This window comes from Glaciimonas immobilis, from assembly GCF_011947285.1.
GTDB classification, from domain to species: domain Bacteria; phylum Pseudomonadota; class Gammaproteobacteria; order Burkholderiales; family Burkholderiaceae_D; genus Glaciimonas; species Glaciimonas immobilis.
In genome coordinates this window covers 113,706-127,869 of the sequence record NZ_JAAOZT010000004.1, presented here as the reverse complement: position 1 = coordinate 127,869, position 14,164 = coordinate 113,706, and the positions used below count along the sequence as shown (strand labels likewise).

The 14,164-nt window shown below is 49.1% G+C and carries 12 protein-coding genes, 1 tRNA gene, 1 rRNA gene and 1 pseudogene; 9 read left to right on the top strand and 6 right to left on the bottom strand.

Annotation, left to right across the window (positions count from 1 at the left end; all coding sequences use genetic code 11):
- Positions 1-89: 89 nt before the first annotated feature.
- The 4 genes from rrf (at position 90) to HAV38_RS08555 (ending at position 3,329) form a co-directional block, all read left to right on the top strand.
- Positions 90-202, top strand: a 5S ribosomal RNA gene (rrf, locus tag HAV38_RS08570).
- 256 nt (positions 203-458) lie between these two features.
- Positions 459-881: a surface-adhesin E family protein gene (locus tag HAV38_RS08565; RefSeq protein ID WP_168054417.1), complete on the top strand. Its 423-nt coding sequence runs from the start codon at positions 459-461 to the stop codon at positions 879-881.
- A gap of 159 nt (positions 882-1,040) precedes the next feature.
- Positions 1,041-1,115 (top strand) — tRNA-Arg (locus HAV38_RS08560).
- Positions 1,116-1,439: 324 nt separating this feature from the next.
- Complete coding sequence (locus HAV38_RS08555) at positions 1,440-3,329, top strand: ATP-binding cassette domain-containing protein (RefSeq protein WP_168054415.1); 1,890 nt, start codon at positions 1,440-1,442, stop codon at positions 3,327-3,329.
- Positions 3,330-3,560: 231 nt separating this feature from the next.
- On the opposite strand, the gene HAV38_RS08550 is transcribed toward HAV38_RS08555, so the two are convergent.
- Both HAV38_RS08550 and murJ read right to left on the bottom strand, forming a co-directional pair.
- Entirely contained in the window at positions 3,561-4,406 is an 846-nt protein-coding gene (locus HAV38_RS08550; protein WP_168054413.1) for a SirB1 family protein, read from the bottom strand.
- A 46-nt stretch (positions 4,407-4,452) separates the two neighbouring features.
- Positions 4,453-6,000 carry a murein biosynthesis integral membrane protein MurJ gene (gene murJ, locus HAV38_RS08545; RefSeq protein WP_168054411.1) on the bottom strand — a complete coding sequence of 516 codons (1,548 nt, stop codon included), beginning with the start codon at positions 5,998-6,000 and terminating at the stop codon, positions 4,453-4,455.
- 513 nt (positions 6,001-6,513) lie between these two features.
- Here murJ and rpsT point away from each other — a divergent pair.
- Positions 6,514-6,780, top strand: coding sequence for a 30S ribosomal protein S20 (gene rpsT / locus HAV38_RS08540; protein ID WP_168054409.1), 267 nt, complete (start codon positions 6,514-6,516; stop codon positions 6,778-6,780).
- Between the two features lie 425 nt (positions 6,781-7,205).
- On the opposite strand, the gene HAV38_RS08535 is transcribed toward rpsT, so the two are convergent.
- From HAV38_RS08535 to HAV38_RS08525, 3 genes are all read right to left on the bottom strand, one after another.
- Positions 7,206-7,679: a DUF192 domain-containing protein gene (locus HAV38_RS08535; RefSeq protein WP_168054407.1), complete on the bottom strand. Its 474-nt coding sequence runs from the start codon at positions 7,677-7,679 to the stop codon at positions 7,206-7,208.
- Positions 7,680-7,862: 183 nt separating this feature from the next.
- On the bottom strand, positions 7,863-8,099 hold the full coding sequence (locus HAV38_RS08530) for a hypothetical protein (protein WP_375791698.1): 237 nt from the start codon (positions 8,097-8,099) through the stop codon (positions 7,863-7,865).
- 224 nt (positions 8,100-8,323) lie between these two features.
- Positions 8,324-8,899, bottom strand: a complete 576-nt coding sequence (locus tag HAV38_RS08525; RefSeq protein ID WP_168054405.1) for a pseudouridine synthase — start codon at positions 8,897-8,899, stop codon at positions 8,324-8,326.
- 142 nt (positions 8,900-9,041) lie between these two features.
- Between HAV38_RS08525 and icd the strand changes: the two genes are divergently transcribed.
- Entirely contained in the window at positions 9,042-10,295 is a 1,254-nt protein-coding gene (gene icd, locus HAV38_RS08520; RefSeq protein WP_168054403.1) for an NADP-dependent isocitrate dehydrogenase, read from the top strand.
- A gap of 152 nt (positions 10,296-10,447) precedes the next feature.
- Positions 10,448-10,615: a hypothetical protein gene (locus HAV38_RS08515; protein WP_168054401.1), complete on the top strand. Its 168-nt coding sequence runs from the start codon at positions 10,448-10,450 to the stop codon at positions 10,613-10,615.
- Positions 10,616-10,847: 232 nt separating this feature from the next.
- On the opposite strand, the pseudogene HAV38_RS08510 reads toward HAV38_RS08515, so the two are convergent.
- A pseudogene (locus tag HAV38_RS08510) lies at positions 10,848-11,053 on the bottom strand (cold-shock protein).
- A gap of 371 nt (positions 11,054-11,424) precedes the next feature.
- On the opposite strand from HAV38_RS08510, the gene clpS reads away from it, so the two are divergent.
- Positions 11,425-11,733, top strand: a complete 309-nt coding sequence (clpS, locus tag HAV38_RS08505; protein ID WP_168054399.1) for an ATP-dependent Clp protease adapter ClpS — start codon at positions 11,425-11,427, stop codon at positions 11,731-11,733.
- Positions 11,730-14,030 carry an ATP-dependent Clp protease ATP-binding subunit ClpA gene (gene clpA / locus HAV38_RS08500; protein WP_168054397.1) on the top strand — a complete coding sequence of 767 codons (2,301 nt, stop codon included), beginning with the start codon at positions 11,730-11,732 and terminating at the stop codon, positions 14,028-14,030. The genes clpS and clpA overlap by 4 nt, the downstream gene beginning before the upstream one ends.
- Positions 14,031-14,164 lie beyond the last annotated feature (134 nt).

Here is a 14,164-nt window from a genome sequence, read left to right as displayed (position 1 = left end):
TGAACGGTACTGCAGTAATACAAAACTTTACTTCTTCTAGATTGCGTTGGCTGTTGCCCCGTTGGGAACAGACGACACTACAGTTTATGCCTGATGACCATAGCGAGTTGGTACCACCCCTTCCCATCCCGAACAGGACCGTGAAACGACTTTGCGCCGATGATAGTGCTGCAACCAGTGTGAAAGTAGGTCATCGTCAGGCTCTTATTAAAAAACCCTCCCGGAGTAATCCGGGAGGGTTTTTGCTTTGCAAAATCGCTTTGCAGCGCCAGCATTAGCGGCTTTGCTGCGGGCAGCGGATATTCTGGTACCTTAAGAATACTTTTGACAGTGCCGCGAAATTCGCCCCATTTTCACCCAACGCACATGTGTGTTTTTGTAAAATTTATCGAGTAATAATTGAATTAAGATACGCTAGACATGTCCCATTACGGTAAATGACTCAAGGAAAACGACACATGAAAAAAATTGCACTTATTCTCGGATTATCGTTGGTGTGTATTGGCGCCCAAGCTGTGGATTGGCAGATCGTTGGTCAAAGTGATGTATCGAGCCTGAAGCTGGATAAAGACTCAATTAAAGAAGTAAATGGGGTCCGCCAGGTCTGGTCCATGTGGAATTTTCAGGAGCCGCGTAAGAATGAAGGCGATCCGTCATTCCCAACATTCAAGTCTTATCAGGATTTGACTGAATACGATTGCAATGCCAAAACTACGCGCCTATCAAGAGAGATTTTGTACGCGAACAATGACGCCACCGGCGATAAACGCGATCATACCGACGCACTAAAAAATAGTAAGTTCTCTGCGCCTGCCAAAGGCTCATTGGCAGAGGGAATCATGACCAATTTTGTGTGTAACCAGGCCCTTGGCGGCAAGTAACGGCAACAAATGCGGCAAAAATCGGTAAATTCCCGTTAGTAGGGATTTCATTTCTCGCGTTTCAATTAATACGCTGCGCTTAACGCACGGCCTGTCTGATGCGGATTGGCTGAGTATTGGGGCATCCTACCAAGAAGCCTGTATAATTCTGCCGCGAGTGTCGCCTTCGCATAACGGATAATGCAATCCCCTCCTAAGGGATAGATACAGGTTCGATTCCTGTAGGCGATACCAGTCCGCAGGTCCTTCGCGGGCAACACATCGGTTTAGGGTGCGATATCCGGTAACGTCACACTTACGCCAAATATTTTTATTATCACTGGCTGTGGCCTTCTTGGGTTAAGGGCGTGCAAAGCGGAAATTTCTCGCTCCGAGACGGGAATAAGTTTAAAAATCGTTACCCGCACCGATCCCGCCGAATACTCGTAAAATGCAACATCAAAGCTTAAAACGCACAACTAATAGCGAGATAACCTCAGCTATCGGTACAATGCGCAATTCATTCATTTAATTGGCTGCGTGGTGATTTTCGCAGACTCTCTTTTTCTGGTTTCTACTATGGCAGTCATTTCTATTACCAACGCACAACTTGCGTTCGGTCACGTTGCGCTATTGGATCGCGCTGAATTTTCTCTCGATTCCGGGGAGCGGGTCGGTTTGATCGGACGCAATGGAACAGGTAAATCCTCATTGCTAAAAACGATCGCTGGCGTATCCAGGTTGGATGACGGACTGATGGTCATGCAGCAAGGTATTAAAATCGCCTACGTTGATCAAGAGCCGCACTTCGTTCCCGAGATGTCCGTTTTTGACGCCGTTGCGTCCGGCATGGGCGAGATGCAGTCCTTATTGAATGAATACGATGCGTTGACCGGGCAGTTTGGTGGCGATGACGATGATGCGATCATGGAGCGTATGCACGTGATTCAGAGCAAACTGGATGCTGCCGATGCCTGGAGCCTGACGAATAAAGTCGAGACCACGCTGGATCGCTTGAATCTGAATAAAGATTCGCTGATGGGCACGTTGTCAGGCGGGATGCAAAAACGCGTCGCGCTGGCCTGTGCTCTGGTAAGCGCCCCCGACGTATTGTTGCTCGATGAGCCGACCAACCATCTCGATTTTAGCTCCATCATGTGGCTGGAAGGCTTGCTGCGCGACTACAAAGGTAGCGTCCTCTTCATTACCCATGATCGGAGTTTTCTCGATAACGTGGCGACGCGTATCGTGGAGCTTGATCGGGGTCGCATTTTATCTTTCCCGGGTAATTTCACCGCGTATCAGGTCCGTAAAGCTGAGCAACTTGAAATTGAAGAAGTTGAAAACGCTAAGTTTGATAAGTTTTTGGCACAGGAAGAAATCTGGATTCGTAAAGGCGTCCAGGCACGCCGTACTCGCGACGAAGGCCGCGTACGGCGTCTAGAGTCATTGCGGCTAGATCGCACTGCACGACGTGACCAGCAAGGGCAGGTTAAGCTGGACGTGTCTTCTGGCGAGCGCTCAGGCAAGATTGTTGCCGAGCTGACTGATGTCAATCGCGCCTTCGGTGAAAAAGTCATCGTGCGTGATTTCACGGCGACGATTTTGCGCGGCGATAAGGTCGGTCTGATCGGCCATAACGGTGCGGGTAAAACGACGCTATTGAAATTGATTCTGGGCGAGGATCAGCCTGACAGCGGAACCGTCAAACAAGGGACCAAGTTGCAGGTTGCCTACTTCGACCAAATGCGCGCACAGCTGGACGATGAAGCCAGTCTGGCCGACACCATTGCACCAGGTAGTGACTGGGTTGAGATCAACGGTCAACGTAAACACGTGATGACTTACCTCAACGATTTTTTGTTTGCGCCTGAGCGCGCTCGGTCGCCGGTAAAGTCTTTGTCTGGTGGCGAGCGTAATCGCCTGTTGTTGGCGCGCTTGTTTGCTAAACCGGCCAACGTACTGGTGCTCGATGAGCCGACCAACGATCTGGATATCGATACACTGGAACTGCTCGAAGAGTTGCTGGAAGATTACAAGGGAACAGTGTTTCTGGTGAGTCATGACCGGACCTTCCTCGACAACGTCGTTACTCAGGTGATCGCTGCCGAAGGCGATGGCTTGTGGCGTGAATACGTGGGTGGTTATAGCGATTGGGAGCGGGTACGTCCTAGTCCTGCGGCTTTGGCGGCAAAAGTGAAAGCTGACGCCAAGGCAGAGGTGATACAGGCTCCGGCAGTCAAGCAAAAGAAGCTCAGCTATAAGGAGCAACGCGAGTTCGATGAACTTCCAGCGTTAATTGCAAAGTTGGAGGCTGAGCAAAAGACGATTACCGCTCAGCTAGCCGATCCGGAAATTTACGTTAAAAAGCCAGACGAAGTAAAGCGCCTGAATCTGCGTTTTAGTGAGTTGGATGGTTTGTTGCTGGAAGCGCTTGAAAAGTGGGAATTGATTGAGGCGCGGAAATAAAATTAGTTACTGCGATATTGGCGGTGGTGCGGCTTTGCGAAGGCCCGCCGCCGTTCAAATTAAGTATATTCTAAAGTAAGCTTTAACGACCTTATCTGGCCCTCAGGTACTAGACTGGCCCCAGCCAGTCAGCCGACTTTCAAGCATCAAATAAGCATGCAATTAACAAGCCTGCATTAACAAGCCTGAATTAACAAGCCTGCATTAATAAGCTGCGATTAAAAGCGGGCATCAATTAAGCCGCTTACAAGCCTTGCGCAACTCTTTGCTTTGCTCCCTTAGCGTCACTGCATCCTCAGCATGTGGGCGTTGCATCAAATAACTCTCAATGTCGTCCAGCGCCGCTTGGGGACAGTCCAGATGTGCATACGCTGCACCGCGATCACGTAACTCAATCGCATCATTCGGTAATAAAACAAGCAAGCGTTGCTGAAGCGTCAGCAATTTTTGCCACTGTTGACTCTGCATGAATACTACTTTTAAGTTGTGCAGCATGCGTACCAAAATCTCATGCGGATGCGCACCTTGCAAATAGGGTTGGAGCGAGACTTTCTTTTCTCTGCTTTGAAGGGGCGACGTGCGCAGGTAGGGCTCTAATCGCTCCTCTAGCTGCTCGTGCGTCAGGCTGATGCCGTTTAGCGGATCAATCACGATATCGCCAGACGTGACGGACAACTTCATCAAAAAATGACCCGGGAACGAAACGCCCTGTATCGGCAATCCAATTTGTTGCGCTAGTTCCATATAAACAATTGCTAGCGAAATCGGAATCCCACGCCGCTTGTTGATGACACATTGCAAATAACTATTGTCTGGATCGTAATAATTATTGACGTTAACGCTAAAGCCAAGCTCTTTAAAAAAGAATTGATTCAGCAACTGCAGCTTTTTTATTTGCGAAGCCTCCGCAGGCATGCGCTGGCGCAGCGTGTAAGCAAATCGGTCCATCGTAACTTGCGGGGCGTTTAAATCCAGCGCCGGATAAGCATCTTGCGCGATGGCAAGGGCTGCTTCGAACAGCGGCACATTATTGGCCTCTTGAACCAATGTGGTGAAGTAGTTTAGCGATGAGATCATATTAACTATGCTACCAAATAATATTCAATGTAGACCAGCTTATTGTTTAGTGCGAGGTCCTTTTGAAATCCTGGAAGCGAAAACCCATCGCGAGTAGCGCCCCGAAATAGACGACGACGCAAGCTGCCAGGACGACCAGCAAAGCGCCAATGCGCGCGAGCGAGCTTGAAACGCCGATCCAGTCAAATTGATCTGCGCTCCAAAGCGCAACGCCCGCCATCAGGCATAGCGCTCCCACCAAGCGTGCAAAGTATAGTAGCCATCCTTTTTCGGGTGTATAAATACCGCGCCGCATCAGGCTCCACAATAGCAGCGAGGCGTTCATGCAAGCGCCGAAGCTAATCGATAAAGCCAAACCGGCAACGGCGAAAACAGGAACGAAAACCGAATTCAATAACTGCGTCGTGATCAATACTGCAAAAGCAATCTTGACCGGTGTTTTGATATCTTGCTTTGCGTAAAAGCCGGGAGCCAGAATTTTTACTACGATCAAACCGATCAGGCCGACGCCATAAGCTATCAAAATTCTGCTCGTCATGGCAACTGAAATGGCATCGAATTTGCCGTGGTGGAACAACGTTGCGGTGAGCGGAATTGATAGCGTTGCCAGCCCTACGGCTGCAGGAAGTGCGAGCAAAAAGGTCAGGCGCAGACCCCAATCCAGTAGCGAAGAATATTCGCGATGATCGGCGTTAGCGTTGGCTTTGGACAGACTCGGCAGCAAAATTGTGCCGAGGGCGACGCCCAGCAACGCTGTCGGAAATTCCATCAGGCGGTCGCCGTAAGTCAGCCAGGAGACGCTCCCGTGCGGCAGTCGCGACGCGATATTGGTGTTGATCATCAGGCTGATCTGCGCTGCGGATACAGCAAAGACCGCCGGACCCATTTTTTTCAGCACCCGCCGAACACCACTATCGCGCAGCCCAACCAGAGGATTACCGAACATGCGCGGCATCATACCGATTTTGCGTAACGCAGGGATTTGAATTGCCACTTGCAACACACCGCCGACCAGTACCGCAAAAGCCATCGCATAAATCGGCTGCGCCATATAAGGTGCAACAAAAAGTGACGCAATGATGAACGCCAGATTCAACAGGACCGAAGTGAACGCCGGAATTTTGAATTCATGCCATGTGTTCAGAATCCCACCGGCAAGCGCCACAAACGACATAAACCCGATATACGGAAACATGATGCGGGTCATTACTACGGACGCATTAAATGCCGCCGGATCACTCTTTAAGCCGGTGGCCATGAAGTAAATCAGAAATGGTGTAGCAAGGATGCCGATAACACAGGTGATGAGCATCACCCACGTCATCACAATCCCAACATGGTCGACCAGATGCTTGGTGGCCGCGTCACCTTTTTTGTTCTTATACTCCCCCAATATCGGCACAAAAGCCTGGGAAAACGCACCTTCAGCGAACAGGCGGCGCAATAAGTTGGGGATACGAAAGGCGATATTAAAAGCGTCAGTGAAGGCTGATGCGCCGAACGTAGACGCAAATAGAATTTCGCGTATCAATCCCGCAACACGTGACAACATCGTCATGCCAGAGACGGTAGCAAGCGTTTTATGCAGGTTCATGGAGCGGCATTATAGCTGTTGATGTAGTGGCGAGGTTGTTACCGGAGATCTTTGTCACGCCGCAGCCCAATTCGGTCTGCAACGGCGTGGTATGGGAACTGGTCAGGAACCTGTTTACTGCCGGTCGATGCGGACTTGATTTGATGTGTGGTACCAAAAAAAACCTCATGCTCGCAAGACTATTTTGATATCTCCCCGCCACGTAAATGTTATCAACCACCAGCCACCAACCATCGCCCACTTGTTGCTGATCGTGAACGGATTCTAAGCACTTATTGCAGTATTTCGCACACGCTTCTGGCGGGGCCGGGCAATAAATCAGTAAATTAGCGAACACCGGACTTGTTGCACATTGCAAGCACAAAGGTTAGATGAACAACAGCGGGACAAGAGCAAGATTGATTTGCTCATTCGTGAAAAAGTGGTTATAATCCGTGGCTTTACAGAATTCTGCGTCGCGGTCTGGTTAGTTTTGCCGCGTAAGCATTCCCGACCTCGTTTTAGGATATATAAATGGCAAATACCGCACAAGCACGTAAGCGTGCTCGTCAAGCAGTCGCTCAAAACCTGCACAATTCTAGTCAGCGCTCAACTCTGCGTACAGCTATCAAAGCTGCGCGCAAAGCAATCGCCGGTGGCGATAAAGCTGCTGCAACTCTGGTTCTGCAAAATTCAGTGTCGACTATCGACCGTATTGCAGACAAGAAAATCATCCACAAGAACAAAGCTGCACGTCATAAGAGCCGTTTGAATGCAGCTCTGAAAGCACTGTCAGCCTAATTTGTTCGCTGTTGGTGGCCGCCAGATAGTTTTTTGGCGGTCGTGACAGCCTGGATATACAGAATTCACAAAAAATCCCCGGATAACTTTAGTTGTTCGGGGATTTTTTGTTTTAAGCATTTGCCAGCTAACTGTGCAGACCTATACATTCGATGCACGCAATGCCGGTTAAAGGCCAGCAACGCCTAACGAAGCCTAACGACGAGCAGCGGTAAATAGCAAAAGCGACGGCAGCAAAAAGGCGTTGTTACCCGCTAACCGCTAGCGCTGCCCGCTTGCCGCTATTCCGAAAAAATCGCCTGAATCTCGTACTATTTAAGCTTAGCCATTCGCATTCAAGCTACACCATGCATCTTCACGCCAAGAGGTGTCGCCTACACCGGCACAGTAAGTCCCGACGTATGAAGGATCAAACCCAGGCAGATTTATTGTGGCTGCGGTAAGCCGCTAATGATTGTTCCCGCTTTTAGATTCTTTTGCTTAAACCAGCCCGGATTCATTTCCAGCGCATACAGCGCCGCCTTGTCAGCACAGTGCGAATCCAGCGTTTGCGCTTTCATCTCTTCGATATTGATGATGGCACCATTTTTGTCCAGAAATGCGACAGACAGCGGTATCAGCGTGTTCTTCATCCACATGCACACGCCCGCAGGGGCATCAAATAGAAAAACCATGCCAGCGTTAGGTGCTAATTGCTTGCGGAACATCAAGCCTTGCTCTCGCTGCGCTTCTGTTGTTGCTACTTCTGCCTTGATCACGTAAATGCCGGCATTCAGGGAGGTCGTCGGAAACTGTTGTGTGCCTTGTGCGGAAGCAGTGGACACGAGGCCGAACGCGCTGGCGATCAGGGTGGCAGCTGTGAACTTTGCCAGCGTGCCAAGTGTGCGATATCTACTCATTTGATAAAATCCTTTTATGTTTTACAGGATTATACAGAGGGTTTAGCGGACGGACGCTGCCCTATAGGGGGAGGTATGGCTGTACTGAAGGGGTGGAAATTACGAGGACAAAGCGAATCTTTAAAACGTTTCGGAAATAAAAAAAGACAGGCAATGCCTGTCTTTTTGACGCCATTGCCTGAATTACTTGGCAGCAGGAGCTTCAGCAGGTGCTGCTTCAGCTTTTGCTTTTTTAGCTGTTTTTTTGTGCTTTTTAACTGCTTTTTTAGCTGGTGCAGGGGCTGAAGCGGCTGGAGCAGCGGCAGCTGGTGCAGCTGCAGGAGCTGGAGCATCAGCAGCGAAAACAGAAGTTGCGAACAGGCCAGCTACCAAAACAGCGATCAGTTTAGACATTTTAGAACCCTTTTGATTTTCAATCATGTAAGTGCATAGTTGATTCATATGAATCACTGCAATTAACGAGAGCCGCAACATATGGTTGACACGCTTTTTTGAAATAAATAGAAATATGTTTCTGAGCGGTGCCGAAAGGGAGGGTGGAATAGAGGCTTAAGAAATTATTCCGCCCTATCAATTCGTTGATATCGGTTCGTTGATACAAGTCGTCTATACAAGTCGCTTAAGCGAGACGTTGCATCAGTTGCCTAATTATTCGCCTTAAGCCGCGTCAGCTCCGAGGGATCAATTTCAGTAAATTCGCCGGGCCACAGTGGATGACTCTCTAGCGATATTTTGCCAATAGCGATACGCACCAGACGCAAAGTCGGTAAATTAACAGCGGCTGTCATGCGCCTGACCTGGCGGTTTTTTCCTTCGGTGATAGTAAGCGCTAACCAACTGGTGGGTATGTCGAGCCGCTCTCTAATCGCCGGAACACGTGGCCACAGCCAGTCAGGCGCTGCGATCTGCCTGACCTCACACGGCTGGGTCACAAAGTCGCCGAGATCGATACCGCTTCTTAAGAGGGTGAGCATCTTCTGGTCAACGCTGCCTTCGACTTGGGCGAGATAGGTTTTGGGTTGCTTGAAGGCTGGATGACTAATGTGGTGCTGTAGTTTTCCATCGTCGGTTAATAAAAGTAAGCCCTCGCTGTCGGCGTCAAGCCGACCAGCGGGGTAAATGTTGGGAATTGTCAGATAGTCGGCCAAGGTCTCGCGTGAAGGATGCGATGAAAATTGGCACATGACCTGAAAGGGTTTATTGAATAGGATAAGTGGCATACCGTAGTGTCGCAAAAACATAGCGTCTAGTAAAATACTAGTGCATAATGTGAAATCAATGTCTTATGTCTTATATAAGAGTTGGCTGAATTTTAAAGATAAACCCGAGGCCGCCTTCTCGCTTCATCTCTGGAGATATTGCATGTCCCAACACATCAAAGTGCCTGCCGATGGCCAAAAAATAACCGTTAATGCTGATTATTCGCTTAATGTACCTGATAACCCAATCATTCCTTTCATTGAAGGCGATGGTACCGGGATTGATATAAGCCCGGTCATGATTAAAGTAGTGGATGCTGCGGTTGCCAAGGCTTACGGTGGCCAGCGCAAGATTAGTTGGATGGAAGTCTATGCCGGTGAAAAATCGACCAATGTGTACGGTCCCGACGTTTGGTTGCCAGCAGAAACGCTGGCCGCGATCAAAGATTACGTCGTGTCGATCAAAGGCCCGTTAACGACCCCGGTTGGCGGTGGTATCCGTTCGCTCAACGTAGCGTTACGTCAGGAACTGGATTTGTACGTATGTCTGCGTCCGGTGCGCTATTTCAAAGGCGTCCCGTCGCCAGTACGTGAGCCAGAAAAAACCGACATGGTCATTTTCCGCGAGAACTCGGAAGATATCTATGCCGGTATCGAGTGGCAAGAGGGCAGCGACGGTGCCAAAAAATTGATCGATTTTCTGATCAATGAAATGGGCGTCAAGAAGATCCGCTTCCCCGACAGCTCCGGCATCGGTATCAAACCGGTCTCGCGCGAAGGCACCGAACGGTTGGTGCGCAAGGCAATCCAGTACGCAATCGACAACGATAAGCCATCCGTGACCATCGTTCACAAAGGCAATATCATGAAGTTCACCGAAGGTGGATTCCGTGATTGGGCCTACGCACTGGCGCAAAAAGAATTCGGTGCTGAATTGATCGATGGCGGCCCATGGGCGAAATTCAAGAACCCAAAGACAGGCCGCGACATCATTGTCAAAGACTCCATCGCCGATGCGTTCCTTCAACAAATCCTGCTACGTCCAAATGAGTACAGCGTAATTGCAACCCTCAATCTGAACGGCGACTATATTTCGGACGCATTAGCGGCGCAAGTAGGCGGTATCGGTATCGCCCCCGGTGCTAACTTGTCAGATTCGATAGCAATGTTTGAAGCAACCCATGGCACAGCGCCAAAATACGCCGGAAAAGATTACGTCAATCCTGGTTCGCTGATCCTTTCCGCTGAAATGATGCTACGTCACATGGGCTGGCTAGAAGCCGCAGACATCATCATCGCCTCGATGCAAACCTCCATCTCATCGAAAAAAGTAACCTACGATTTCGCCCGCCTGATGGAAGGCGCAACACAAGTGTCATGCTCAGGATTTGGGGAAGTTTTGATCGAAAACATGTAGTGACGTATGCGTGCCTTGATTGCGAAAAATTTAATTGAGTAGTAATTGCGTAAACAATTAAACAAGCGATCAAGGTATTTAGGCGGATAAAGCTGAAATAGATGGTTCATTAGAGCCGCATCATATGCAGTATGAGGGCGGAGCAGCTTCAGTTGAAGTTGCAGTTGAAGTTGCCGTTGAAGTTGCCGTTGAAGTTGCCGTTGAAGTTGCCGTTGAAGTTGCCGTTGAAGTTGCAGTTGCCCTTGAAGTTGACCTACCCCGTCATAGGCGTTGCCGGTTATTTCGGCTGTCAGTCGGGAATTGTCGGAATACATGTCTGAGCCGAAGGCGAGTTGGTATTTCGACCCGACTGATAGTCTAAATAATTGGGGACCCGACCAACGGGAGGGCAGCGCGTCTGCGGTCGCCTTTTGTTTGGTTACTTTATTTTGGCGGGACAAAATAAAGTAACTGGCTGTCGGGCCACTCCCGACCAGCATCCTCGGAGCACAAACCGGCTTAGTTACCGAAAATAATACACCTATCCGGATTGTGGCAAAAATCCCCAAAAAATCATCCCGGATTCTGAATATTCGACGCCTGCTTCCCCTTCGGCCCCTCAGTAATCTCAAACTGAACCTTCTGCCCCTCTTTAAGCGTCTTAAACCCGTTCATCTGAATTGCTGAAAAGTGCGCAAACGAATCCTCGCCCCTTCATCCGGCGTAATAAAGCCAAAGCCTTTAGAGTCATTAAACCACTTCACTGTACCTGTTGACATAAATTCGCATCTCTTAAATGTTCGCCATCTACCGTACGAGTAGCGAAAGCAGGAAAGCCCTTGCGGCTTTTTCTCTGCCTCTTGACTCGCCCATTTTGTTCACAAGAACAACTCAACCAATAATTTTTATTGTTTTATATAAATAATTAAAAGTCAAGTGTTTGTTTCGATCACGCATGCATTCATTTAGAGCATGATTTTCTTCAAAGGAGCGCCCTTGAATTCCGTCGTTGTAACGTCATCTGCACTACAAGAAGAAAACGCGTACTATTAAATTAATTGAGATTTAATTCGATATGCCAATTCAGGGTATCGAGCAATTTCTCGCAGTGTTTTGCCGCACATTCGCATGGACGATTTAGAATACACGCATGGGAACTAAGCACGAAGATGGAACGGTAGCGACGCGACAAGAGCAAAAGCTCAAGCCGCCCCCTATGTACCAGGTGTTTTTGTTGAATGACGATTTCACACCAATGGAATTTGTCGTTGCTGTGATACAAGAGTATTTCAACAAGGACCGAGAAAACGCGACGCACATTATGCTTAAGGTGCATCGCGAAGGCAAAGGTATGTGTGGGGTGTTTTCGAAAGATATCGCGTCGACAAAAGTCGAACTAGTATTAACGCACGCGCGAAAAGCAGGACATCCCCTGCAATGCGTGATGGAGGAAGCATGATTGCGCAGGAACTGGAAGTAAGTTTGCACATGGCGTTTGTTGAAGCTCGACAAGCAAGGCACGAGTTCATCACTGTTGAGCATCTGCTATTGGCACTGCTGGATAATCCATCAGCGGCCGAGGTATTAAGAGCATGTGCTGGCAATATTGAGGATCTGCGTAAAACGTTGACGATTTTTATCGGCGATAACACGCCGACCGTCCCTGGCTCTGGCGAGGTTGACACACAACCGACACTCGGTTTTCAACGCGTGATTCAACGTGCGATTATGCACGTACAGTCCGCATCTAACGGCAAGAAGGAAGTGACCGGCGCAAACGTGCTGGTAGCGATCTTTGGCGAGAAAGACTCGCACGCCGTTTATTACTTGCATCAGCAGGGCGTGACCCGTCTGGATGTCGTGAATTTCATTTCGCACGGTGTGCGCAAGGATCAGATCGGCGATGCGCAGAAATCTTCCGAGAGTGTGGAAGAAGTGCAGCCGGAAGGTCAGCAAAAAGAAAGTCCACTAGACCAATTTACGCAGAACCTTAATAAGTTAGCGCTTGAGGGCAAGATTGATCCGTTGATAGGCAGGGAGTTTGAGGTCGAGCGGGTAATTCAGACTTTATGCCGTCGCCGCAAAAATAATCCATTGCTGGTCGGTGAAGCGGGAGTTGGTAAGACCGCTATCGCAGAAGGACTGGCCTGGAGAATCACGCAGGGTGACGTGCCTGAAATTTTGAGTAATGCAATCGTCTACTCATTAGATATGGGTGCTTTGCTAGCCGGTACCAAATATCGTGGCGATTTTGAGCAGCGTTTGAAGGCGGTGCTCAAACAGTTGAAAGACAGCGAACACGGCATTCTGTTTATTGATGAAATCCACACTATCATCGGTGCCGGATCGGCATCAGGCGGTACGCTGGATGCGTCGAATCTATTGAAACCAGCCTTGTCTAGCGGCCAGTTGAAATGTATTGGTGCGACCACTTATACCGAGTTCCGCGGTGTCTTTGAAAAGGATCATGCGTTATCACGCCGGTTCCAGAAGATTGATGTCAACGAGCCGACAGTTGAGCAAACTGTGCAGATTTTGCGTGGTTTGAAATCGCGCTTTGAAGAGCATCACGGCGTTAAATATTCTGCGATTGCATTGACCACGGCAGCCGAATTGGCAGCACGGTTTATTAACGATCGTCATTTGCCCGATAAAGCGATTGACGTGATTGATGAGGCGGGCGCTGCGCAACGCGTATTGCCAAAGTCTAAGCAAAAGAAAACCATCGGAAAAACGGAGATCGAAGATATCATTTCGAAGATCGCCCGTATTCCACCGCAAACGGTTAATCAGGATGATCGTACCAAGCTGAAGACGATAGATCGCGATCTGCGCAATGTCGTGTTTGGTCAGGATCCCGCGATTGACGCGTTGGCATCGGCAATCAAAATGGCGCGCGCTGGCCTTGGTAAGACTGATCGTCCGATTGGATCGTTCTTGTTTTCGGGTCCTACCGGGGTTGGTAAGACCGAAGTGGCAAAACAATTGGCATTTATCCTCGGTATCGATTTGATTCGCTTCGATATGTCAGAGTACATGGAGCGTCATGCGGTTAGTCGATTGATTGGTGCTCCACCGGGCTACGTCGGCTTCGATCAGGGTGGTTTATTGACCGAGGCTGTCACCAAGAAGCCGCATGCGGTATTACTGCTTGATGAAATTGAAAAAGCCCATCCGGACATTTTCAACATTCTGTTGCAGGTGATGGATCACGGCACGCTGACAGACAATAATGGGCGCAAAGCAGACTTCCGCAATGTGATCATTATCATGACGACTAATGCAGGCGCGGAAAGTTTACAGAAACGGACCATCGGTTTCACCGAGAAGAAAGAAGCCGGTGATGAGATGGTGGATATCAAGCGGATGTTCACACCGGAGTTCCGCAATCGTATTGACTCGATCATCAGTTTCCGTGCACTGGATGAGGACGTTATTCTGCGGGTGGTGGATAAATTCTTGATGCAGCTTGAGGAACAACTCAACGAGAAGAAAGTAGAAGCGGTCTTTTCTGAGAACTTGCGTAAGTTCCTGGCACGGAAGGGGTTTGATCCATTGATGGGGGCAAGACCAATGTCTCGGTTGATTCAGGATATGATCCGCAAGGCGCTTGCTGATGAATTGTTGTTTGGTCAGCTGGTCTCTGGTGGGCGGGTGACGGTTGATCTGGATGAGCAGGATCAGATTAAACTGGAGTTTCCTGCTAAAAATCCGGATAAGCCTGCTACGCCGCAGGAGACGGTGGAAGTGGAGTAGGTTTGGGGGCTATCCAGCCTATTCATCTATGATGAATATCGTAAATGATATGAGGTAGGGTAAGAAGTATTTTTAAAAAAAGTCCACGTTCACTTTGGTGAGGTGGGCTTTTTTTTTGTGCTGGGTTTTGTTTG